We start from the raw sequence: 24,428 nt of genomic DNA, 5'->3' as shown, positions 1-24,428 counted from the left end.
ACTCTCCCTGGCGGCAACGCGCATGTACACGGGTCAGGACAGGGGGCCAAGGGCCGCCCCATCCGACTTAGGTAACCCTAACCGTACATTCGGCAGCCGGTCAACGCGCTCATGAGGCGGGCAGGCGCATGAGCGGTTCGAGGAAGGGGCTCGGACGGCCGTGCCAGAAGATGGCGAGGCTGTCCCGGGACCGGGTGGCCGCGACGAAAAGCAGGGAACGGGCCCGCTGGAGCTCACCCCGGTAGCGCACCGCATCGGTGATCCGCAGGCGGGTGACCGCCTCCCGGGGCACGAGCCCGTCCCGGACCCCCGCGATGACCATGCGCTGGTACTCGAGCCCCTTGAACCGGAACATCGTGCCGATGTGGACGCCTTCGTCTCCACGGGGGCCTTCGGGGCCGATCTCCACCGCCTTGATCCCCTTGTGGGCGAGCAGGGTGTAGGCCAGCTCGCTCGCCATGGCGTTGGTTGGGACGCAGACGGCGATCTGCTCGGGTGGTGTCGGCAGGGCGATCCAGTCGGCCAGGAGCGCGGCGATCGATTCCCGCTCGGACTCCCAGTCTTCGCACCCGTGCAGCTCGGGCATGCCTCCGGTCAGGACGGATCGGTATCCCGCCAGGTCCTCGGTGCCGCCGTCCAGGTCGTCGAAGCTCTGCCCGCTGAGCACGCCGAGTGCGGAGCCGAGGATCTGGCGAGTCGTTCGGTAGCTCAAGGTCAGTTTGGCCGAGCGCCCGCGGATGTGGACGCCCAGGCTTCCGAGCGTGACCTGGTTGCCGTAGATGCGCTGGTGCGTGTCGCCCACCAGGAAGATGTCGTTGCCCGTACGCGGTGCCATGGCCCGCAGCAGCTTCCAGTGGGCAGCCCGCAGGTCCTGAGCCTCGTCGACCACGATGTGCTGGAAGCGGTGGCGCAGCCATCCGGCGGAGCCGGCCTGGAGATGAATGTTGTCGAGCCCGCCGGCTTCCTCCCGCTGACGCTCGATGGCGTGGATCCGTCGCTCACGGTCCATCTCCAGCCGGGCCGCGCGCTCGGCGACCTGCTCCCAGGTCTGGCGTCCCAGGCGGTCGAGCCGCTGGGTGAACCGCTCCGCGAGCTGCCAGATCTCGGCGCGCTCGGCCCGCCCGATGTTCTTGCCCCTTCCGGCGCGACGTGCACGGAAGTACTCGGTCCGGGAGACCACGGCCTGTCCCAGGATGACCTGGGTCCATTCGTCGTGCAGGAACTGGGCGTCCCAGCCGGTCTCGCCCAGCTCGTCGAGCAGAGCACGCCATTCGCGGAGAGCCTGACCCTCATCGAGGGTCTGCTTGGAGCTTCCGGGTTCGGCTTCACGTACGACGCGCAGGGCGAGCTGGTCCACGTGACTGATCTCCACCCGGGCCAGAAGCTCCTCACCCCCCAACTGCATGAGTCGGGACTTCAGATCGGCGGCAAGGTTCTTGTTGTACGTGGTGAGAAGCACGGGCTTGTTGCGGCCCGGAGGCAGCCGGTCGACCAAGTGCTTGACCCGGTGCAGGGCCACGATGGTTTTTCCGGTACCGGGCCCGCCCCCGACGCGGGCAGGGCCCGAGTACTCGCGGTCGACGAGCTTGGACTGCGTCGGATGGAGAAAGATCCTCCAACGGCCGAAGTCTCCGCCCTCCAACGCTTCGCGCAGCGCCTCATCCGTGGTGGTGACCATGGTGGCAGGCCGCTCGGCAGCGGCTCGGAAGTCGTCCGTGTCGACGTCCGGAGTGGAGACGGGCGTGGTGATCTGCTCCAGCACAGCGTCGTACGACGCACCGTCGTGGAGTGCGAGGAGCACTTCCGCGGTGAGCTGCGGGGCGTACTCGGCCAAGCCGAGAAGCTGATCCTCGGTGGTGAGCGTGCGGACGACCGGGACTAGTGGCCCGGCCACACCGAGGTCGATGAGCTGTTTGTCGGAGAACGCAGCGAACAGCAGGACGGGAGCGGGGACGGGCTCGGGGGCCGGGGAGGACACGGCAGGAGGGGCGGAGGGCGCAGGCGCAGCCGCGCGGCGAAGGACGCTCTCCTCGACGATTTCGAGGTCGACGTACTCGATGCCGCCGGTGATCCGGTTGATGCCGTACGAGAGCCGGTCGAGCTTCTCGTACGCCTCCTTGCGGTGTTTGACGGAGACGATCAACCAGTCGGTGTCCGCCAGGCGCAGCAGCAGGGCCCTGTACTCGTCATTGATGCGTGCGGACCAGAGGCGGTCGTGGCCCTCCAGCTGCTTCAGGCGCAGACCCCGGAGCTCAGGGTTCTCCTTGAACTTGTGCTGGAAGTCGTAGATCGCCCCCTTGACCGCACGAGGCAGCCGCAGGATCTCCTTGTCGGCCTTGTCGAGCAGCCGCAGGGTCACGCCTGTGGTCGTCATCGCTTCTGGTCTCCGTCGTTCGTGTTCGTGTCCGTGTCTTCGCCCTCGGCCGGAGCGAGGAGTTCCGCGATGTCCTGGGCGGTACAGGTGGCGGCGGTACGGACCCACCAGCCCGCCGAGACGAATGCCTTGTCCCGGTCCTCGGCGTCGTGGTCCTCTTCTCCGTCCACGGGACGGTGCGCCGTGACCACGGCGATCCGTGCGGCGGGCCAGGCCAGTTCGGCCATCCATCCGTGCTCGTCCAGCTCGTATCCGGCCTCGGGAGGTGTCACGCCCAGTGAGGCGAGTTCCTGGGTGAGGGGGCGCAATCCGGGTTCCTCCGGGTCGAGGAAATCCAGCACCTGTTCCCAGGCGGCGTCATGCGCCGTATCGGAGGAGCGTGCTGGCGCGGGGAGCGCAGCCACGGCGGGAGTGTCGGCGGACTGCGGTACGGCCCCGTCCGACTCCAGGGCAGGCCTTTCGGCAGCCTGGGATGCAAGCCAGCCCGGACCCCCGACGACTGCGAGCCCGTCAGCGGTGAACCCGCCCAGCAGACTTGTCGTCAACTGGACGCTGTCACCGCCTCCGTGGTCCAGGAACTGCATCACGTTGCTCCAGTAGAGCCACGCGTGCCAGCGCTTCTTGTGGCGGGCCTCGTCGGACAGGACCTGGTCGCTGTCGTCGAGCACGGTCAGCGCGGTCCACATCGGAGGCCGGTGCCGGCCGTCGGCCACTGCCGTCACGGCGCAGCCGGACATGTCGACGGCAGTGAACAGCTGAACCGGTCCCTGGGGGCCCTGCGGGGCATCGCCTCTCAGCGCGCAGAGGAGCTGTGAGCCGACTGCCTGCGGCTGCAGGGCTGCGATCCGGGCTCCGGCTCCCAGCAGCCCCGCGACGGCGGCTTCGGCGCGATGCTGCCACAGGGAAGCCTCCGGTGCGCGCAGATAGGCAAGCAGGAGGTCTGCCGGATTCACCCACAGGGCCGCGGAGAGCTCGCCGGGCAGGCCCTTGTGCACGTTCGCGTAGTAGTCGCGGGCACGCTTCTGGCCAGGCTCCCCGTAGGGGACCCAGACCGGCTGCTCGGGGCCCGTGCTCGCATAGCCCGTGTCGCGGACCCGGGTCCGCCAGTCCTTCACGTCGTAGTAGGTGAGCTGGAAGACCCGTACGCCGTCGGCGCGGAGCCGGGTGCGCTTGAGTGCGTCATCGGCCAGCCTGTCCTTGTGCCTGGGGCCGGCGTGGAATTCGTACCCGTCGAGGTAGAGCGCGATGCGCGGACCGGGGGCGTCCGTTCGCTCGAAGAGGACGTCCGGGCGGGTGCCGTCGAGCACGCGCTGCTGGGAGACCCGCCAGCTGACGGTGGCCCCGTCGGCGCCAGTCAGTCGCAGATCCATGGAGTACGTTCCGGCCGTGGTCGTGTACGCATCCGCGCTGGCTTTGGCCGAGGGCTGCTGGGCCCAATCGCCCAAGGTCTCCAGGAACATGACCTCCAGATCGCTTTCGGCCTGCGCCTCCAGCGGGATCTGGTGGGTGGCTTGAACCGGCGAGGTGGCCCAGTCGCTGCCGTTGGCTCCCAGCAGCTCGTCGAGCATCTGCCGGACCTCGTTGCGGCTGACCTTGTCGTAGTCGGAAGCCGGCACGCGGCGCAGAAGGCAGCGGTGGCAGCCGTCGAGGCCCTTCTCGATGCAGGGGCAGTTCTCGATCACCTCACGGGCCTTGAGCAGTACTTCGCGGAAGCCCTCGGAGGTTGCGAGGCGGTGCAGGTAGCCGGTACCACCCGGCAGCCGGTCGTAGGCGACGAGGAAGCGACGAGGCCATTCGGGGTCCGTGCCGTCGGGCATGGACGCCGACGTGATGTCGATGTGGTCCGGGTCGCCGCCGTAGCGGGCGGCGATGCCGACGAACAGGGCGGCGGTGAAGGAGGCGAGTCGTTCCTTGACGCGTGCGACAGATGCGGGAAGCAGGATCCTGATGGCCTCGGTGGTCAGTTCGTGGGCCAGGAGCAGGGGTACGTCCTCGCCCTTGCCCTGACCTTCCGAAGTGTTCGTACGGACCTTCCGGCGCGGGCACCAGAGCTGGTGGTGGGCGCTGGCCCGGGTCGACGCGGCGAGGGATTCGGTCAGGGCGTCCTGGTGGTGGTCCACGACGGGGCGCCCCTCGGAGGTGGCGCCGCCGCAACTCGTGCACACGTAGAAGGGGTTGATCCTCACGTCCGCCCCGGCGAGGGGCACGGTGCTGCTGCCGTCCTGCCGGTCGAGCCCGAGGTTTAGTGTGCGCACCAATGCCTGACGGGTGAAGTCGACACCGAAGACGGCCGTGTCGTGGCGCCAGGAACCCGGGGCCAAGTGCACGGGGTCGATGTCCACGGTCGTGAGCACGGCGTACCGTCGGCTGTCCCGCTCGTCCTTGTCGTCACGGACCCGGGCATCGTCCCGCTTGTCGCGCGACATGACCCGCTTCGGCTGGAGCACGCGCTGGACACACCCGGCATCGGCGATCTCCCGGCCACCGCAGCGGGGGCAGGGGGAGGCGTCGGTCTCGGCGTTCTCGGTACGGGCGTAACCGCATGCCGGGCACAGGCGCCACACCGACCAGGCACGGCGTTCGGGGCTGCCGATCTCCAGGGCCCGGACCACGTGCTTGTAGCCGTTGACGTAGAAGCTGTTGCCGGGAGCCAGTTCGGAAAGCGCGGACCGGCGGGAGCGCTCGTAGTCCCGTACCTCGCTGCGGTAGGTCTTCTTGGCCCCTTCGGTGTCCGGCTCCTCGGTCCAGTAGAGGGTGGCTTCCAGCTGGGTGGTGCTGTCCGACAGCGTGTAGTTGGGAAGGAGTCCGAGTTCGACAAGGGCTCCGTGTGCGCTGGTCTGGTTGAGATCGCGCAGGAGGTTGCCCGTGGCGTAGCGCTCGGCACGCAACTCCCGCCATTCACGTTCCTGTTCGGGATCGCTTCGGACGAGTTGGTCCATCGCCGCGTCGATGGCCCGGATCCGGCGCCGGAGTTCCTCTCCGCGGCCGGTCCATTCCTCCTCGGCCTCCTGGAGGGCACGAACGATCCCGCCACACGCGTATTTCCGCAGTTCCGCGGCGGCCTGGTCCGAGATCCCCGTGTCCTCCCGGCCCGGCAGGGAGGGGAAGAGGGCCAGGAACGACTCGACGAGCACGGCGCCATGGGCCAGGGCCGCGTCCGCGAGCTCCTGGCACCAGGCGGTGCTGCCGAACAGTGCGGACACCAGGCGCGGTGCCGGCTGGAGCTGCACACCGTCGTTCGTGGAAAGTTGGCCTCGGGCCGCCAAGTCCAGCAGGTGGGCCGTGTACTGGCGGCGCAGGATCTCCACGGCGGAAAGGTAACAGCCCGGCGGAACGATGTCCCCGGCGATCATCTCCCGGGGCTCGTCCAGGTAGTACAGGTCGCGGGCCCGGCGGCCGCCGAAAGCCACCACCAGGGCGTTGCCCGTCTTGCGGCCCGCACGGCCCGCGCGCTGTACGTAGTTGGCGGGGCCCTTGGGGAGCGATCCCAGCAGAACGGCCGACAGGTCTCCGATGTCGATGCCGAGTTCCAGGGTGGGCGTACACGACAGCACGTTCGGGTCGGTGTAATGGGTGCCGTCGCGGAAGGTCCGCTCCACGCGTTCGCGCTGAGCTCGGGTCAGCATGCCGGTGTGCTCGGCCGTGACGACCCGGAAGGTGCCGCCTGTCCGGTAGAGGTGCCGGTAGTAGTCGTCGCGGTAGTCCCGGGGTCGGGGGCCACCGAAGCTCGTGGAACCGGAAGACGACACGGTGGACATGCCCGGCTGGGGCGCGGTGATCTGTCCGCGGCAGCGATACCGGGGGCAGGGATGCCCGTACCACCGGGTCCGCCTGGAGGGGTGTACCACTTGCTGCCAGCCACACGCCTCACAGGACACGAATGCCTTGTTGACGATGTCGTCCTCAAGGAGCCGCACCTCGACGTGGCCTGGCTGCAAGCCGTAGATCTTCGTGGTCCGGTCCTGTGTCGTACGCGCCGACAGCAGTCCTTCATCGACGAGCACGGGCAGCATCCTGCGGAGGTACTCGGCCGCCCCGGCGGCATCGAGCCCGAGGCAGCGGCGCGCCCAGTCCTGGTACCAGCCGGCGCGAGCCGTCATCGAGTCGAAGTCGGACTTTCCCTTCTCGCCGTCCAGTACGAAGCGTGGCGCGGCCACGCCTTCGGGGAAGGCGGGCATGCCGTCGGGCCGACCGCCCCAGATCTTGAACCGGGTCACCCCGGCGTCCTTCATCCAGGGCTCCAGCCACCGGTGCCGGACCCCTCCGCGCAGCCGCACCCGTTCCAGCAGCCCCCGTACGAAGGCCAGATAGCGCTCGGCCGTCGGCAGCCCGGTGCCGAGCAGCTGGCCCGGCAGGGTCATGTGCACGTCGCGCGCGAGCATCGTGATCCGGTGCTGGTCCTCGATGACCACCTCGGCGGCCGCCGTCCGGGTCAGCTCCAGGGTGCGTCCCTGGCGGGAACGGAGCCCGAACTCCATCACCGTGGCGAAGGCGAGGCGCTCACCGATGAGTTTCCAGGTCCGCAGGTCGCCCGTACCCCGTCCGGAGAGCAGCCGGTCCACGCCGGGCTCGTCGTAGAGGTCGGGTGGGACCACGGCGGCAAGGGCCTGAGGGTCCTCGACGGAGTCGAGCACGTTCCCGATCAGGTCGTTGAGGGCCAGCGGGCGGCCCGACTCGTCGAGATTGCGTGCGAGGAGCGATCGCAGGGAGAAGGTGAACGACCGGTTAGCCACGTATCCCGCGCGGTGGGCCGCATCCTGGGTCGAGTCGTTGAACAGGAGGGTCTTGCGTTCCTCCGCTTCGAGGGCGACTTCCTGTCCGGTGAACAGCTGGGTCACCGTCGCGGCTGCCAGGGCCGCGAGCCGGGTACCGAGGAAGCGCATCGAGTTGTCGGTGTCGCAGGCTGGGCAGCGCTGGTCCACGGAGGCCTTGTCGGCGCTCTTCTTCTCGGTGATCGCAAGGACGAAGCAGGCGTCCTGCAGACTTGCCGCGTCCTGCGTCACCGGCAGCCGGTAAGTGCCCTGCGCGCCGTCCAGGACCAGAGCAGGAAGCTGCCCCCCTCCCGACGCGGGCTGGGACTGGCCGAGCGCGGCCAGTGCATCTTGCTGTTCCGAGGGCGTGGCGGCGATGAAGTAGCGGACCCGCCGCTTCTCCCGCCCCACGCTCGCGCGCCAGATCTTGTCGTGGGCCATCACCAGTTGCTGTGGATCGGCCTCCGGAGAGATGGCCGCCCACCCGGAGCGCCCGCAGTTTCGGCAGTACACGGCGGGCAGCCGTACGCTCGACTGCCGGACCGTGGTGTCGGCTCCGATCACGGACTGAGCCCGGTGCGAGCGGGCCACCGAGCCGATCCGGCCGGCCTCCGCGTCCTCGTCGGTCTCCGGAGGCGCTGCAGTCTGGGCGGAACGCCGGTTGCGATCGTCCTCGTACCAGTGGAACTCGGGCTTACCGGGGCCGACTCCGCGCAGGATCCGTCCCACCGGCCGCACCCAGAGGTGGGTCTCCACGTGGAGCAGCGGTCGTGGGCGGCGCTCGTCCGACTCCGGATCGCGGGCAGCCGACAGCAGGGCCACGAACCGTGCGAGGGCAGCGAGGGCGAGACGCGGGTTCTCGCGGGCGGTACGTCCCCAGGCATAGCCGAACCGGCCGAGGCGGTCCCGCAACTCCCATTCGCTGAGCGGCTCCCCGTCCAGGAGGGACAGCACTCCCTGGGTGAAGTCGTGCTGCTTGAGCAGTCTCCCGATCTCGAACGCGGACATGCCCTCCTGCCCCAGCATCCGTGTCGCCAGGGCGTTGAGGTCGAGCTTGTCCGGACGCGACACCACATCCGGGCCGCCCGAGCAGGAGATGACCTCCTCGGGCGAAGGCGGCTCGGGCAGGCCGTAGTTCACCGGACCGGTGAACTGCTCGGGTGACATCCGTTCCTCGCCCACCAGGGCATCCGCGGGGAACGGCATCCCGAAGACCTGGGCCGCCACTTCCAGGATGTCGCCGGGTCCGGCTCCCGGTCCGGCTTCACCGAGCGTCGCCGACGTCGCCACCGGGCAGATCGAGCCGAGCGGCCGTCCGGGCTCGCTCTGGCCCGTGGTCATGGCCAGACGGCGCAACAGCATGGCGACGTCGGTACCCTGCGCCCCGTCGTAGGTGTGGAACTCGTCCAGCACCACGTACTGGATCCGGGAGTCCTGCCACAGTGCGCGGTCCTCGCTCCGCTGGAGCAACAGGTCGAGCATCTTGTAGTTCGTGATGAGCAGGTCGGGCGGCGACTGCCGCATGTCCTCGCGCCTCGTCATCACCCGACGGAAGTCCGTGTCCGGCCGGTCTCCGATGTAGAGCCCGGCCGTGACCTGGGCGAGCTCGGGCTGTGCCAGGTAGTCGCCGATACGGCTGGCCTGGTCGGAGGCGAGCGCATTCATCGGATAGAGCAGTACGGCCTTGACCCCGCGCCGGCCGAGGGCCTTCTCACGACGGCAGTGGTCGAGCGCGGGGATGAGGAAGGATTCGGTCTTTCCCGAACCGGTACCCGTCGTCACCAGCGTCGGCCGGGCCGACCCGTGCAGCGTACTCAGCCGCTCGTACGCCTTCGCCTGGTGGCGGTACGGGGTGAATCCGGGGTTCCACTCCAGGTGCTTCTCCCACCCGGCGTCCGCCTTGTGGAACGGCGTCCTGATCCGCAGATATGGGCCGCGGAACATGCCGGTCTCCGGATGCTCAAGGAACCGCTCTAGCGCCCGTCGGGTGTCCTCGTCGGTGAGTGCGTACGTCGTCGTGAGGTACTGGGTGAGACTGCCCCGCAGCTGCGCGGCGGCCAGCGTGGGCCTCACGACGTTCTCCTTCGATTCGCAATATGTCGGTGAGCTGCGTCAACGGTATACGGAGCCGGCGACATTGTTTCCGGCAATGCCTGCGTCGAATGATTCAGGCCAGCGCCTGGCCAGTGGCCGTCTGCTGCCCGCGCGGTGACAGCAGACTCACGTACAGTCCTCGGATCTGTGGGGGGAGATCTGGGGGGGGGCATGACTTGGGTCGGGGCGTCCTCATCCGGTGGAGGAGTTTCTGACGGCGGTGCGCGCTGAGATTCTCGCGGAATAGCGGAATGACGCCGATGGGGCCTTGAAGGTCGCCCTCTCCAAAGGGCGGCTTCTTTCGCACGCCGGGGGTACGCGCGAGTATCTCTTCGAGTGCCGCGCCTGGAACGGCAGCTTGGACGGTCTTCCCGTTCTCGCCAGGCCGTCCCGCTCCCGGAAGGCGTGGGAACCGGCCGAGGCCTCCCGCGCTCCCGACGGGACTGTGCGGCTCTTGACGAAAGCCGACTTCGGGGCTGCTCCCACGAACGTCCAGATCCGCAAGGACGACTCTGCGAGCTGGGCCGTGCTGGCCGAGCGGCTGGAAACTGTAGGGACCGAGGACAGCCCGGTGGACACCGCGCACGCGGGCTGGCTGGTCGGCCGGGGCACACCGCGCCTTGGACGTGCCGAGGACCCGGGGCAATGGGTGGCGAACTGGGCAGGTCTTCAGCTGAATCCGCGCCAACGCGACGCCGTTGTGCACGCCCTTGCCAGCGAGGTGCTCTTCCTGTGGGGTCCGCCCGGTACCGGGCGGACCGATGTCGTCGCCCACATCGTCGAAGGCAGTTTCCGCCAAGGCCACAAAGTCCTCTTCCTGGCCCCCACGAACGTTGCGGTCGACCAGGCCCTGGAGAGGATTTGTTCCCTGCTGGAGCGAGAGGGGGGATTCGCCGAGGGGATCGTCCAGCGGGCGGGAAGCATCACGCTGCCGTCGTTGCGCAGCCGATACGGAGACCAGGTGGATCCGGGCCGGATCGCCGCTGTCCTCGTGGAGAGCATCGACCGGCAGATCGCCGCGGCGGCCGACCAGCTCAAGGTCGCACGAGCTGCACTGGCCCTGCACGACCGGGTCCTGGAGCTGGAGGCAGGCCCGCCCAGGCGTACCGTCGCCGAGTCCGCAGGTGCCCTCCAACAGCTGCTGGATGCGCTCGGGCAAAAGCGCAAGCGCATCCAGGACGAGGTCAGGTCGCACTGCCGGGTCCTGGGAGTGACCGTGGCGAAGGCCGTTCAGTCACGCAAGCTCCTGGACGACATCGACGTCGTGGTGATCGACGAGGCCGGGGTGGTCAATCTGCCCTCGGCCTGGTTCGCCGCCGGCCTGGCCCGCAAGCGGGTGATCGTGGCTGGTGATTTCCGCCAGTTGCCCGCCGTGACCAAGGGGGACGGCGGCCGCGGAGCGAGCGAGCAGGAACGGGTCCACTCCCGGGCCGGGGTGGCGCGGGAGGCCTTCCATGCCGCCGGGCTGGTCGACTCATTTCGCCCCGCTCATCGACTCACCGGTGATCCTGATCGACACATCGGGGCGCAGGATCCCCGGAGGCGGCGGCAAACCGCACATGTCGAATGCCGTCCACGCCGCCGTCGTGCACGAGCTGGTCCGCGGACTCCAGTACGAGGGCGTCCTGCCCGGCTGCAGGTGGCAGGAGGTTCCCGAGGGCGAACGGGCCACCGACAGGCTCGCCGTCATCTCCCCGTACGAGGAGCAGGTCAAAGCCCTCAAAAGCAGTCTGGCGCAACGGTTCGGGGAGGATTACGACGGGCTGGTCGACACTGTCCACCGTTTCCAGGGCAGTCAGCGCCCCGTCGTGGTCCTCGACACGGTGGCGGGTGCCGGCCGGGATCCCGGCTTCTTCTACAGCGGAACGGGTCTGTCCTCGCAGACCTGCCGACTGCTCAACGTCGCCCTCAGCCGAGCACAGGACCACCTCGTGGTCGTGGCGGACGTCGACTTCCTGCGCAAGCACCTCGCTCCCCACAGCGAGGCGCTGACGATGCTCGGCCATCTGGAGGCGCATGCGCAGACCATCTCTGCGGACCAGCTCATCCCGGTCCGGGACGCCGACCAACTGGCCACGCTGTCCGAGGAGGAGCTGGCCCGGCCCGCCTTCTTCGAGCACAGCGAGGTCTTGAGCGCGGTGGCGTGGGACGTGGAGCGGGCCCAGCGGAGCATCGAGCTCTACTCGGCCTTCATGGATCCGGTCCCGGTTCGACGGTGGGCGCAGATGTTCGGCGCGCGGACAGCGGCAGGGCTTCAGGTCACGGTCTTCACCCGCAGGCCGGAGGAACAGCAGGATCCCTCGCGGGAGGCCCGGCACCGGGACCTGGTGAGTCTGCTGGAGGAAGCCGGGTGCCGGGTCGAATTCCGCGAACGCATGCACGAGAAGGTCGTGATCATCGACGATTCGGTGCTCTGGCACGGCTCGAAGAACCTGCTCGCGAACGTCGGACCGACCGACCTGATGATGCGCTACACCGACCCGGCCTCCTCCGATCCGGTACGACGCCTGATGGAACAGACCCGCATGGAACGCCCGGCGCGGACGCCATGGCGCCCGACGGAGGGCACCGCCCCGGCACCCGAGGTGCCGACCCAGCGAGCCGAACCGGCAGGCGAGGTGCATCCCGGACTGGTGCGCGACGGCCGTCTGTACCTCAACGTTCCGTACGCGCAGAAGGACGAGGCGAAGCGTCTGCTCAGGGCCCAGTGGGACAAGGCGAGCGGACACTGGTGGGTTGACGCTACCCGGGGTACTCGGGAGCAGGCGGCACGCTGGCTCCCGTAGCTCATCGCGACTTGCGGGGGACGTCCTCCGTCAGGCGCTTCCGGCCGATGTACCCGATACGGACGATGCCCTCCTCGGTGACCACTCGCAGGTGGATGCGGCCAGGCCTCGGCCGGTAGCGGGTGTGGAGGCTGAACAGCTGCTTGCTCCCGTCGGAGTCGGTGAAGTTGCACAGCCCGAGATTCATCCGCGTCTCGCTCTCCGGGACCACCTTGATGGGCCATGCCGGTTCCGCTTCCCCGGGCTTCCAGGTTTCGGCCGCAGTATTGAGTCCCAGGAGCGCGGTTCGGACCGAGTGCACGGACACACCGGGGAGGTCCCTCAGGTTGGCCTCCACCCCCGGGGCGAACTCGAGAGAAGCGAACAGGGACTCCCGTACCTCCCACAGCTGCGCACCCGAGGTGACGGAGCTCGCCGCGCTGTCGCGGATCCACTGCGCGTGTTCGCTGACGTGTCCGGGTGCCGATGCGTGGCGGACTTCCGCCCTGTCTTCCTGGACCTCGTCCTCGTCGATGAGCACGTAGTCGACACTCAGCCAGGAAGAGTCCAAGGAAGGGGCGGTGGGAAGACTGACAGCCAATGTGTCCATGAGGTGTGCGGCAGCGAGCCCGAGAACTCGGTCACCCTCGTGCCGGTACTCCACCTCCTGGTCCTCCGGAGGGGCAGGCAGGACCGAGGAGTGCGGTGCTTTGCGGCGCAGCCGCTGCATGAACGCCCAGTGGTCCCGATTCTGGACGTCATTGCGCCATTGGGCCAGGTAGTAACCCTGAGATATCGCAACGTCCTCCATAGGGACTTCGCTAACGAGGGCGACCCCGTTGTCGACGCGCCGGACGGCCTGGCAGACCTTCACGAAATCACGCATGGCCTGGCCGGCCTCGTCCTGCGTGCAGTCGGAGACGCAGGACTTCTCGTTGAAGAACATGAGCACCATGAAGCGCCCCCCCTTGTGGCTTCTGGAACTGACGGGTGGGCGTCAGCCCAGCAGTTGGTCGAGTGTGTTCTCCGCCTCGTCGAAGAAGCCCTCGGGCCACTCGGAGAGCGATCCGTCCTCGGAGACGGCAGGGGTGATGATCTGGACACCGGCGCCGTTGCCCCGGAAGAAGTGCACGGCAGTATCCGCTGCCGCCAGCCGCCCCTGCTTGACGGCCAGCCGGATCCCGTCGAGCACGTGGTCGCTGTGGGTTTCGACGATGAGCTGGGCACCTGCGGACGCCGCCGCAGCGATGAGGGCGGCCATACGGGACTGGCCGCGCGGGTGCAGATGGGCCTCGGGGTTTTCAAGGAGGATGAGACTGCCCGGCCCGGCGGTGAGGCACGCGACGACGATGGGTAGGGCGTAGGTGAGCCCGAATCCGACGTTCGTCGGCCGGCGGCGGCGAGTTGAGTCGAGACCTGCCGTACCACCGAATCCGAAGCTGAGCCTCACCGAGTCGATCCCCGGAATCTCGGAGGCCTCGAGGTTCACCCCCGGGCACAGTTCCTGCATCCATGCGACGACCTGGTCGAGCAGCGTATGGCCGCCGGCCTGCGGATGACGCAGCGGGTGCCCTTCCGGTACCACGTCCTGTGCATGATGCCGGAGGAAGTTGACGGCGTGCTCACCGCGCGAACCGAGGAAGCCGCGGCCGATGGCCTGGTGGTGCGAGCGGGGGTAGGTCGTGGCCGGCATGATCCGGTCAGCCTTGAGGTACTGGAAACGCCGAGAGAACAGGGGCACGTCCCCCCAGTCGGCGGGCCGGCTGGAGAGTGCGAGCGGGAGCACGTCCTGCTCGGGCGCGTACTGCGCTGACCAGGTGTACGTCTCCTTGCCAGACGTAAGGAACTCGACGGAGATCAGCGGATCCGTGCCCGCCTGCTCCGTGGTGAAGTCCTCGTGCAGCAGGTCCTGGCCGGTACCCAGCTCCACCAGATCGCCGTCGAGGAGGAAACCGCCGTGGCTGTCGGCGTCACCGTCCGTGGACATGAGGATGCCCGAGTCGTACGACTGGCGCAGCAGGGCGAGTGACTGCAGGACGGTGCTCTTGCCGGAGGAGTTCAGGCCGGTGAGCAGCGTGACCGGGGCGAGTCGGATGTCGGCTGATCGGAAGGCCTTGAAGTTGGTCAGTGACAATTGGTCGATCACTGTGTGCTGCCCCCGTTGTTCTCCAGGACGGTACGGAAGAGTCGGCGGACCTTGGCAAAGCGGTTGACCACCTTGAACCGGTCACCGGTGCCCACGGATACAGACCGCTCGAAGTCGTAGTCGGCCATGAGCTGCTGATATCCCTCGACCACTTGCTCGCGGGAGGCTACCAGCGTTGATCGTTCGTGGTCTGTAAGAGAAGCCAGATTTACGGAGACTGACTCGAAGATGGCCTTGTTCACCGGCAAGCGCCAGGTTTGCCCCGGGAACTGCTTACGGAACGTGTGGGCCTCGAAGATTTCCTCGGCTGTGATCATGGCTCGCCTGAAATCGATTGCGTGTGCCGCTCGTTCGTCGTCGGTCAGCCGGTTGACCTGACGCATGGTTTGGGCGAGGAACTGGTCGAAGTCCTGACTACGGAACATGTTGGGATCGGTCAGCCGGAAGGCGAGGTAGCGCAGCACCATCTCACGGTCGGCCATCCGCTCGCTGGAGATTCGACGGCCCGTGGCGGATGCGAACTCCGGTGAGTCGGCGAGTGAGGACAGAAGCTTCCGCGCCGGACCGGGGATCAGCGCGTGCCGGATCTCCTGCCGGGTGAGGGGCAGACCACCAGTGTTGATCCGCGCGAAGATGTTGAACTTGACCTCTTCAGGCGTGCCGGGGCGGATGAGGTGAACGACGACCTGTGTTTCGTTGAGACGGATCTGCATGCGCCCCGACAGATCGCTGTACCCCTTGCCTTCGAAGTCCTTCCTGAGGTACTCCAGCCCACGCAACTTGAGCGGCCCGGCCTTGATGCCGGACATCTTCGCCAGTGCGTCGGGGGCGATGAACCGTGCGATGGCCGTAAGCCGCTGGATGCCGTCGACGATGGCCCACGAACTGTCCTCGACCCAGGTGTTGTCCTCGTTCTCGGCGGCGTAGAAGGACGGGAGCGGGATGCGGAGGAGGAGGGACTCGATCAGCCGGCTCTGTTGTTCGTCCGACCAGATGCCGGCCTTGCGCTGGAAGTCGGGGGCAAGGTCGATCATCCCGTTGAGCAGCCGGGAAATCAGAAGATTGATCGTCGGGTTGAGGGTCTGGATCTCGATCTTGGACGGATCGTACGGCGCGATGATCTGATCGTCGGATCCATCTTGGTCCTCGTCAGCCTGTTCCAGCTCTACATCGGTGCTCCGGCCGTTCGCCCCGACCTCCACAAGGAAGCCACCGCCGTCCTCGGCAGCCGATTCGTCGAGATAGCGGCCGTAGAGAGAGAGCTGATCCTTCGAGTTGGGTGCACGGTTGCTGCCGCTGTCCTCCGGTGACATGTCTTCGCTTCCGTTCCCTCGTAGGAGTGATGTGCCATCGACCCGTCCCGATTCTGCCTCACTCCTGCGCCGTTAGATCGATTGCTCTCAAGCGTGCGTGAAGGGAGCCTGCCAGGCCTACGAACAGGCACACCCCGAGGGTCCCGAGCAGCGTCCCTTCGGGGCGGAGCTCCCAGGGTGAGCTGATGGCAGCGGGCGCCGGAGCTGCGTACAGGGCCAGGCAACCCAGTACGGCGATCACCAGGTACCAGCGGGCCCGTACCGGGTACCCGGCGGCGGAGGCGCAGGCGACGAGCAGCAGGCCGGCCCCCATGGGCACGAGCAGTGGGTAGCCCTGCCAGACGTGGGCATCGCCGTATGTGCGGGTGGCCAGAAAGAACCGGACCGTGCTGTACACGGCGACCAGCCCTCCGGTCGCTGTGGCAACGGTTGGCAGGAGGCTTGGCACGGGCGGCACGATTCGCACGCGCCAGCGATCGCGCCGCGTAGGTGCGGCCCCGGTCAGGGAAGCCGTGAAACGCCGGGCTCCTCTGCCCGCGGACCGGTGGGCCAGCAGGCTGAAGAGAACGGTGAGCCCGAGCAGCAGGAGGGAGAGAGGCAGCCAAGCGCGCAGGTAGGCGAGGAGGATGGACGGTCTGTCGAACAGCCTGGGCGCCGCGAGCAGAGTGGCGAAGGTCCCGATCAACAGCCCGTGCAGGGCACGCCGGCGTGTTCCTTGCCGGCGCCGGGCATCATCGAGCCAGGTCACCGCCTGGTCCCAGCGGTCCGCCTCCGCCTTTAGACCGAGATCCCCCAGCAGATCGGCGGCGAGACGGCGGGGAAGGATGCCTGTGCGGTGGAAGTACAGCGTGTGGTCGGTGAGTGGCTGGCCGACGGGGGCGATCCACGGCTGCTCGACCTCGTCGGGGAGCGTGGGCCCCAGCATCCGGCCGACCATGTCGTGAGGGCTGCTGTACTCACGCCATTCGATGCGGCGGCGGTGGTGGTCGAGGTCGAGTGGGTACGGCGGGCGGGCCTGCAAGGCGGCGCGGTTCAGCCGTGTGAGCAGGCATGCCATAGCGACCGACACGGTGATGGCGACCCAGTGGGCGAGGTCGAGATGCATGCTGGGCATGGCCGTGAAGAACCGGTGCAGCTCTGCGGCAACGGTCTCGCGCTGAAGTTCCGCGACGCGTGCGTCACCGAGGAAGGCCATGGGTGTGAGCGCTGTCTGTAGGGCCAGATAGGCCCCCCGCAGGAGGCCCTGGGAGACCCATCCAAAGGGCTGCCACGTCCAGGGACCGAAACCCCACAGCAACCCGGGGACGAGACCCGCAAGAGCCCACAAGCCGGGGCCGATGCCGCTGTTGTCGAAGGTCTTGAGCAGGCTGATCGGTTTGAGGCCCGAGCCGACTCCGATGAACCGCCGGACCTTCGGGTGCCGCTGGCCGGCCGTGGGGGACAGCACCCGGTGCATGAGGTAGCCGCCCTGCGAGTGGGCGACGACGACCACCTCGTCGCAGTGGCGCTCCATCCAAGCCAGCTTCCGGTGGAGGTGCACGAGGAGTAGCTGCGTTCGAGCTTCGTCGACGGCGGCGACCCGGACGTGCCACAGGAGGTTGCGGCGAGAACGGACCAACAGGGCCAGCAGGCTGAGGAGCAGCGCCGAAACCAGCAGGCTGCGTGCCGCCATCAGGATGCCGAAGGCGAGCGCGGTCGAGATGACGGCCAAGGTGAGGAGCCGCCACAGCAGTCTCATCTGCGCGAGCGAACCCTCGACCTGGCCCTGAAGCCCGCGGGAGGGTGAGGTGAGCACCCGCAGATCGCGCCGGTCGGGTCCGACCACCCAGAAGAGAAGCGGAAGGCTCGCGAGAAGGAATGTCAGCGTTCGCCTGAGGGATGGCCGGCCCAGTTCGGTGAACTTGTCGGCCCAGAGGGCCTCGGCGAACAGTGCGCGGTGGCGCGTGCCGCCGAGGGAGACGACGACCTCGGCGTGCCGGGTTGCGGCATCTTCGGGGGAGGCCACCAGGGGCTGGTTCTCCCAGGACAGGACCTGCGCGCTGTGCACGTCCTGGAGGGCGGTGAAGATGCTCTTCTGCCCCACTCCAGGGTGGTGCCCGGCTTCTGGTTTCCGATGCCGTGAACGAAGAGGTACCCGACACGCCAGTGGGCCTGGCGCTGCTTGCTCTTGGCCAATGAAGACAACTTCCCGGTCAGGTGACACGTACGGAGTCAGTCTGTACCTGACCACTGACAGCGAGTTGAGCCCAGACGGTCTTCCCGGGGGAGCCTTGACGGGGTGTGGTGCCCCAGCGGGTGGCGAGGGCCGCTACGAGGACCAGGCCACGGCCGGCTTCGGCGTCCGGTTCGGGGGCGGTGAGCGTGGGCGTGCGCTCGGTTCGGGTGTCGATGACCTCGATGCGGATGAGGGTGGCGTCGGTGTTGACGGTGAGGCGGAGGTGGAAGTCCCGGCCGGGGAGGTGGCCGTGGCGTACGGCGTTCGCGGTGAGCTCGGCGGCGATGAGGGTGACAGTGTCGTTGGTGGTCGTGCCGTAGGGGTGGCCCCACTCGTGAAGGCGGTGCGAGACGAGGCGGCGGGCGAGTCGTGCGCCGCGTGGGGTGGAAGTGAAACGCATGTCGAACTCCTGGGCGGGAGCGTGGAATTCGGCGGCGGATTGGGTGGGGGGAGTTGTGGGCTTCATGCGGCCAACGGTGGCGTTGCGTGAGTAACGTTGACCAGGAGTGACGCACTGACGGGCGCGGGCTGTACGCGTCGGTGCGGAGGGTGTCGGCGGTACGGGGCGTGACCGGCGGGACGGCCGGCGCGTTGGGCGCGGGAGGCGCGGACCATGGACCATCAGCAGCAGCCGGAGGCTGGGTACGAGGCCGAGTCGGGGGCGGGCATCCTGTACGTCTTCGGACGGCAGTTGAAGCGGTTCCGGGAGTGGGCGGGGCTGGAGCGGTCGGAGTTCGGGGCGATGACGGGGTACTCGGCGTCGACCATCGCGGCGTACGAACAGGGGAGGCGTATCCCGCCGCCTAAGTTCATCGACCAGGCGGACGAGGTGCTCGGGGCGCGCGGCATCTTGAAGGAGATGAAGGAGGAGGTTGCGCGGGCGCAGTACCCGGCGTTCTTCCGCGACGCGGCGAGGTCGGAGGCGGGGGCGGTAGAGCTGCACGTGTATGCGACGCAGGCGGTGCCGGGGCTGTTGCAGACCGAGGAGTATGCGCGGGCGGTTTTCGGGGTGATGCGCCCGCCGTTCGACGATGATGTTGTGGAGCATCGAGTAGCGGCGCGACTGGCCCGGCAGGAGATCTTCAGTCGGCGCCCATCGCCCTTGGTGAGCTTCGTCATCGACGAGTCGATTCTGCGGCGCCCCATCGGTGGGAACCGTGTTCTGTGGGGTCAGTTGGAACAGATGCTCCTCGTCGGACAGCGGCCATCCGTCGAGATCCAGGTCATGCCCCTGGACAAGGAGGAGAATGCTGGCCTTGCTGGTCCGTTCACCTTGATCGAGACGACAGAAGGGCGCAGGATCGCGTACGTGGAGGTACAGAACCTGAGCCGCCTGTATACGGAGCGTCCCCGAGTTCGGGCTCTTGAGGTGAAGTACGGCATCCTCCGCGCGCAGGCGCTCGCGCCGCAGGAGTCAATGGCGTACATCGAGAAGGTGCTGGGAGAACGATGAGCGTGCACGAAGCTTCGCAGGAACCGCTTCGGCTGGTGTGGAGGAAGAGCAGCTACAGCAGCGAAGAGGGCGGCGAGTGCGTGGAGGTGGCAACCGCCGTGGGTTCGGTTCACGTCCGCGACTCGAAGAACAAGGCAGGGTCGATGCTGAGCTTCGCTGCGGGGCAGTGGGCGACGTTCGTCGCCTTCGCGTCGCACTGACCTGCACGACAACGCGGGCCGCACCAACCTCGGTTGGCGCGGCCCGTTCGTCTTTCTAAGCGTCAGCCTTCACGGGCGGCGCCCACCGGCCGGCGGCGATCTCCGCGTCAAGCCGAGCGGAGAAGTGTGCGTGCGCGGCCCGCATCTCGGTCTCCCGGTCGGCCTTGTAGAAGGGTGCGGTGTACCCTTCGGGCGGCGGGACGCTGGCCGGGTTGTCCAGGTGGTCGAGGAGCGCTGGGTAGGTCTCCTTGGTCTGGCCGTGCCCGTAGGTGTTGTGGTTCCGGGCGATCTTGCGGCCGTTCGCGTCGAAGTACATCTCCGACTCGTAGTCGAAGAGGACGGGGTAGCGGGACTTGTAGATCGCGACGAGCTGATCAGCGGCGATCCCGAGCCAGACGGACACGAGTGCGTCGAGCTCGACGAGAGCGGCCCGGCGTTCGTACTCCGTGCGGAGTGGGGTGTCGTACGCCCAGCCACTTGTGAGGTGCTCTCCCAGCGGGGCGAGCTTCGGCCAGGCGTGGGCCCATCCCTCGTACCCGGGCCATGTGGGGTGGAACAGCTCTTGCCAGAGAGGGGCATAGAGGTTGGTCAGGCAGTTGAGACGCAAAGTTCGGACGAGGAGTGGAGTGGCAAGGGGGTGTTCGGCTGTCGGGACGGGCATCTTTCTGGCTTCCGCGACCTGGAGGTCAGTTCGCCCAGTGATCCGAAGGAGGTAGTCGAGGGGCAGCGAAGACCAGAATCCAACGGTCAGTGCCGTGTCCCGGTTCTCTGCGAGAGCCATCGATTGCAGAGCATTGACGTGCGAAGGGCCCGGAGGGATGAGTGCTACGAAGAGGCTTCGCTCTGTGCTCTTAGGGTCGATACGGCGTCGCCATGTGGATCGGTAGCGGCGCGTGTAAGGTGCGTCGTTCCATGAATCCAGGGAGGAGTTGAAGTCCTCTCGACTGCTCGATCGTTCATAGTTTGTGCGGAGAGATGCATCTTCGGCGAGGGTCGTGGCATCGATGGATGCCCAGTCCAGATGTGTTCGGCAGGGAATATTGGGCTGCTTGGAAAATGGATTGGAGATGCCGATGTGGGGCCCTTGCATTACGGCATCATCATGGGATGCCGGGACGCCCGTGTGCCAGTGGATCTGGCCTTTGTCTTTTGCGGACTTCTCGTGATGTCCGGAGGTGATCCAATGAGTCAGGTCGCCAAGTCGCATGGTGGTGGAAGAAAGTGCTCGAATGGCGCCACTCTCTGCGGTTGTCACGGGGTACAGGAGGGGTGCTTGATCCGAGGCGATAGAGGTGTCTCCGCCGAGCTTCTGCCAGGCATTGAGAAGGTCGGAGTCCACAAATACCGCGCGCTCGCGATGAGGTCGAAGATCCCAGGCCCCGTCCCTCTTCACGCCGGGGAGCTCCCCGTGTCCGTCGTGAGTCAGTGACTGTGTTGCTACCGTGGCTCCGTAGAGGTTGCTCAGGTGGGTGAATCCAATGGTTTTGCGCGGTCCATAGACATGAACTCCGAATGCCGTGGTGTGGCCAACGGGGTGAGGGAATGCCCAGTTGGCCTCGTTGATGAACCCGGCGTGCACGCGCAGGTGGGAGTATGCGCTGGAACGTAGGGTTCCTTCCTTGACTCCGGAGAAATGTGTATCGGGGTGCACTAGGCCGATGGTCCCGGATCCGTTGATGTGTTGCCATGTGCGACACATGAAAGCGCGGTATAGATCTGGCTGAGTGCCTGTCAGGATCGGGTAGGTGGCAGTCGACCCTAGTGTTGTCACGATGCCGACATTGGTGGCCAATTCTTCAAGGCAGTAGTCGAGTTGCCTTGAACCCAGCAACTCTGTCTTACGCAGCCGCCATTCTGTGGCACCTGACTTCTCGGTCAGAGCGAACCAAGGATCAAGCTCCGCCAGGACCAAGTCCTCTTGCCACCGTGGCCTTACCCAGGGTGGGTTGCCGACCTGGAGGTCGTACCCACCTTGCTCGAACACCTGGGCGTATTCCAGCTCCCAGTGGAAGAAACCCTGTTGGGTGGCGATGTCCTTCGAGTGGGCCGCCCAGGGGAAGCGGGACTCCAGCCAGTAGCTGCGGTCCATGCCCATGAGGTCCGGGAGGGCGTCTTCGTAGGGGGTCAGTTCTGTCAGGGACTCGAACGCGGCGACCAAGGACTCGGACGGGACATCCTGCGTGCCCAGCAGCGACTCCGCGAAGTCGAGCCAGTCGTCCAGGTTCGCCAGGGGGATGACCGCGCGGCGCTGCTCGGTGATGGCCTCCTTGCGGCGGCCCATGCGGCGCTTGTCCACCGCCTCCTGGGTGAGGGACAGCTGCTTGGCCTCGACGTCGAAGCCGGGGAGAGCGTCTTCCTCCCAGGACTGCAGGACGCTGGTGTCCTCGTCCTGCGGGTCAGCTACCACCACATCGTAGGCCGCCGACTGCTCCGCCAGTTCCGCCGCGTGGCGGTAGCGGGGGTTCGTGCCATCGAGGAGAGAAGCCTCCTGGACCGGCCAGAACCACAGGGCGCACCACGCGTCCATCAGGGTCTTCAGGCGCCAGTAAGGGGTGTCCACCGCCTCAAGGTCGGCCAGGACATCCTCACGCTGGACCGCTTCGATCGGCTGGTGGAGCCATTCCGGGTCGGCTCCCCAGACGTCGATCTTGCGGCTGATGTCGCGTTCCGAGATCTCCAGGCGGCGGACCACCAGCTGCCACAGGTACTCCGCCCGGCGTGCAAGGCCTTGGAGGCGGGTCGTCTGCTTGGCGGACGGGGACTTCGTGATCGCTTTGCGCCAGGCGGCCAGGGCCTTCGCTTCATCCGGAGCGAGGGCCTTCGCCTCCTTCTCGGCCGCTACCGCGCCCCACTCCTTCGCCGGGAGGAGGAAGTGGTGGACGGATCCGGAGGGGAGGCCGGAGGCGGCTTCCGTGAGGGGGAAGCGTTCCGGGGTGGTGCCCAGCCAGCCGCCCTTCTTCAGGCGGTCCGCCGAGTAGATCTCACGGCGGCCGCCGATCAGGGAGTTGCCGCGGCGCAGGTGGAGGCCGAACCACGGGGCCTCCATGCCGGGGTGCATGGTGTTCAGCCACAGAGAGACCTCCGCCAGCTCGACTGCCGTCGAGTTGAGGTCCACGCCGTACGAGTTGTGCAGGGCGATGTACGCCTTGGCCTTCTGGAGCTCGATCGGATACTGCTCCGTGTCGATCGCCTGGCCGGTCTCGTCCTGGCGTCGGCGGAGGTACTCCACCGCTACCTGGTTGATGGCCTCGTTGAGGAACGCGCCCGAGCCCAGGGCCGGCTCGCAGATCTTCCAGTCCAGGAGTTCACGGGCTTCCGTGATCGTGTCGTCCTGGTCCAGGCGGTGTTGCAACGCCAGTTGGACCGTGACCTTCGTCAGGGATTCCGGGGTGTAGTACGACGCCGAGGTCTGACGGTCGCGACCCGAGAGGCGGTAGACGAACGACCCCGGGCGGTACCGGACCCGGACATCGGCACCCGTCTCCTCGTCGCGGCGGCGCACGAAGACCGCGTCCGCGTACTCGTCGGCCTTCGAGGCCGGGATCAGCCACGAGCCGTCCTTCGGGTCGCCGTTCTTCGCGACCTCGTACAGCTCCTCGCCCGCGATGAAGCCGGCGTACGACATCAGCCCCTCGTACACAGCGCCCAGCTGGTTGATGCCGAGCTGCGCGTAGGAGATGAAGCCGCCGCGCTCGCCCTTCTTGCCCCGGGTCAGCATCAGCTTCCGCAGGACCTTGTACAGGGTCGCGTTGCGGAGGCGGGTGTCCAGGTAGCGGTGCTCGCTGTCCATATCGTCGTCGTGGCGGGGGTCGCGTACCGACTCCGCACCGATCAGGCGGATCGACTCCGGTTCGAAGAGCTTCGAGTGGAGGGGTTCGAAGCGGAGGCCGATGTCCTCCGGCTCCTTGACACCGACCCCGTGCGTGCGCCGCGGCCGGTAGCCCTCCTGGACCTTGCTGAAGAGCAGGTCCAGGGACTCGTACAGGTACACGCCCTCCCGAGCCTTCTCGCCCACCAGGTCGCGCTCCGCGACCAGTTCGCCGAGGCGGCCCAGGCCGTATCCCTGGTGGTACTCCGGGTAGTCGGAGGGGAGGATGCCCAGCTCGGGGCGGGCCTCTGCGTACAGCAGGAAGAGGATGCGGTACAGGTACCGCAGCGACTCGCGGGTGAGCTGCTGGGAGAGTTCCGGGAGCTCCTTCACGTCCTCCAGGCGGACGCCCTCATGGCTGGTGATCCGCTCCAGAACCTCGTTCGCGATCAGTTCCACCGACTCGCGCAAGCCGTCCCGGAGTTCCGAGGACACACCCACCGCGTGCTTCGTCGACTTGTCGACGAGCCCGGCCAGAGGGTTCTCGCCGCCTTCCTCCGGGGTCCGCAGCGAGTCCGCGCCGAACAGGGCTGCCAGGGTGTCGAGTTCCTGGCCATCCTTGGTGTTATTGCGGTCCAGAGCCGTGTCGAGGGAGGCCGCCAAGTAGCGGCCCTCGCCCCATGCCGCCCGGTCCGCCAACACGATTACGCCGCCGGCCAGGAGCAGCACGTACCGCGGTGCGTCCTCGCTCGCGAAGAGGAACGACGCCAGCTTCGAGCCCGTACGGAGGGATGCGGATGCATCCAGGGAGATGGGGGCGAGGAGGCGGCCGGGGCCCTCCGGGTCCAGGGCTGCGTCCGGTTCGGCCGCCCAGCCGCAGTCGACCGCCACCAGGCCCGTTTCGGCGTGGGCGACCGGAATCTCGTACGTGTGGTCCGCGCGCACGACCGTGAGGGTCTGCGGCTTGGCGTCGTAGCCCAGGGAGCGGAGGACCGAGGCGTTGAGCGAGGTCGCCCGCTCACGCCAGTCCGGGGAGTCGTACGTCGTCGCATCGTCGGCCGTACCGGCCGCCTCCGCGAAGAAGGCGCGCGTACGGAAGTACGGGCGGCGCAGAGTGCGCAGGCCCAGGCGGGGAGTGACCGGGAGTGCCTCCGCGGCTGGTTCCCGTTCGTCGTCCGAGGACTTGACCTCCTCCTCGCGGGTCTTCCAAGCCGCCAGCAGGCCGGACTTGAGGTCCTTCGGGAAGACCTCGGCCAGGTAGTGCGCGGAGAAGTACTCGCCGCGGTTGACCAGGGAGTCGTACGTCATG

General features: G+C 67.5%; 11 protein-coding genes and 1 pseudogene. 4 read left to right on the top strand and 8 right to left on the bottom strand.

Annotated elements, in window-relative coordinates:
- Nucleotides 1-109: 109 nt before the first annotated feature.
- Together ACFWBW_RS22705 and ACFWBW_RS22700 are read right to left on the bottom strand one after the other, a co-directional pair.
- Nucleotides 110-2,374: a UvrD-helicase domain-containing protein gene (locus ACFWBW_RS22705; protein WP_385375112.1), complete on the bottom strand. Its 2,265-nt coding sequence runs from the start codon at nt 2,372-2,374 to the stop codon at nt 110-112.
- Nucleotides 2,371-9,198 (bottom strand): DEAD/DEAH box helicase, encoded by a 6,828-nt coding sequence (locus tag ACFWBW_RS22700; protein WP_385375110.1) that lies wholly within the window; start codon nt 9,196-9,198, stop codon nt 2,371-2,373. Before ACFWBW_RS22700 ends, ACFWBW_RS22705 begins: the two co-directional genes overlap by 4 nt.
- A 466-nt stretch (nt 9,199-9,664) precedes the next feature.
- Between ACFWBW_RS22700 and ACFWBW_RS22695 the strand changes: the two are divergent.
- Nucleotides 9,665-10,588, top strand: a pseudogene (locus tag ACFWBW_RS22695) (AAA domain-containing protein); the annotation flags it as partial.
- Between the two features lie 85 nt (nt 10,589-10,673).
- Entirely contained in the window at nt 10,674-12,005 is a 1,332-nt protein-coding gene (locus ACFWBW_RS22690) for an AAA domain-containing protein (RefSeq protein ID WP_385375108.1), read from the top strand.
- A gap of 1 nt (nt 12,006) precedes the next feature.
- Here ACFWBW_RS22690 and ACFWBW_RS22685 read toward each other — a convergent pair whose 3' ends face one another.
- From ACFWBW_RS22685 to ACFWBW_RS22665, 5 genes are all read right to left on the bottom strand, one after another.
- Entirely contained in the window at nt 12,007-12,939 is a 933-nt protein-coding gene (locus tag ACFWBW_RS22685; protein ID WP_385375106.1) for a hypothetical protein, read from the bottom strand.
- A gap of 42 nt (nt 12,940-12,981) precedes the next feature.
- Nucleotides 12,982-14,118: a DUF3696 domain-containing protein gene (locus ACFWBW_RS22680; RefSeq protein WP_385375104.1), complete on the bottom strand. Its 1,137-nt coding sequence runs from the start codon at nt 14,116-14,118 to the stop codon at nt 12,982-12,984.
- A gap of 8 nt (nt 14,119-14,126) precedes the next feature.
- Nucleotides 14,127-15,443 carry a DUF262 domain-containing protein gene (locus ACFWBW_RS22675; protein ID WP_385375102.1) on the bottom strand — a complete coding sequence of 439 codons (1,317 nt, stop codon included), beginning with the start codon at nt 15,441-15,443 and terminating at the stop codon, nt 14,127-14,129.
- A gap of 58 nt (nt 15,444-15,501) precedes the next feature.
- Nucleotides 15,502-17,526: a hypothetical protein gene (locus ACFWBW_RS22670; protein WP_385375100.1), complete on the bottom strand. Its 2,025-nt coding sequence runs from the start codon at nt 17,524-17,526 to the stop codon at nt 15,502-15,504.
- Nucleotides 17,527-17,635: 109 nt separating this feature from the next.
- Entirely contained in the window at nt 17,636-18,058 is a 423-nt protein-coding gene (locus tag ACFWBW_RS22665) for an ATP-binding protein (protein ID WP_385375098.1), read from the bottom strand.
- Nucleotides 18,059-18,271: 213 nt separating this feature from the next.
- On the opposite strand from ACFWBW_RS22665, the gene ACFWBW_RS22660 reads away from it, so the two are divergent.
- Complete coding sequence (locus tag ACFWBW_RS22660) at nt 18,272-19,111, top strand: helix-turn-helix domain-containing protein (protein WP_385375097.1); 840 nt, start codon at nt 18,272-18,274, stop codon at nt 19,109-19,111.
- The gene (locus ACFWBW_RS22655; RefSeq protein WP_385375096.1) at nt 19,108-19,311 is read left to right on the top strand and encodes a DUF397 domain-containing protein; all 204 of its coding nucleotides are present in this window, start codon (nt 19,108-19,110) and stop codon (nt 19,309-19,311) included. The genes ACFWBW_RS22660 and ACFWBW_RS22655 overlap by 4 nt, the downstream gene beginning before the upstream one ends.
- A 55-nt stretch (nt 19,312-19,366) precedes the next feature.
- Here ACFWBW_RS22655 and ACFWBW_RS22650 read toward each other — a convergent pair whose 3' ends face one another.
- Entirely contained in the window at nt 19,367-24,427 is a 5,061-nt protein-coding gene (locus ACFWBW_RS22650) for a class I SAM-dependent DNA methyltransferase (protein WP_385375094.1), read from the bottom strand.
- Nucleotide 24,428: the final 1 nt, after the last annotated feature.

It is taken from the genome of Streptomyces sp. NPDC059957 (genome assembly GCF_042730015.1).
Classification (GTDB): Bacteria; Actinomycetota; Actinomycetes; order Streptomycetales; family Streptomycetaceae; genus Streptomyces.
The sequence above is the reverse complement of the archived record's forward strand: the minus strand, read 5'-3'. Positions and strand labels throughout refer to the sequence as shown.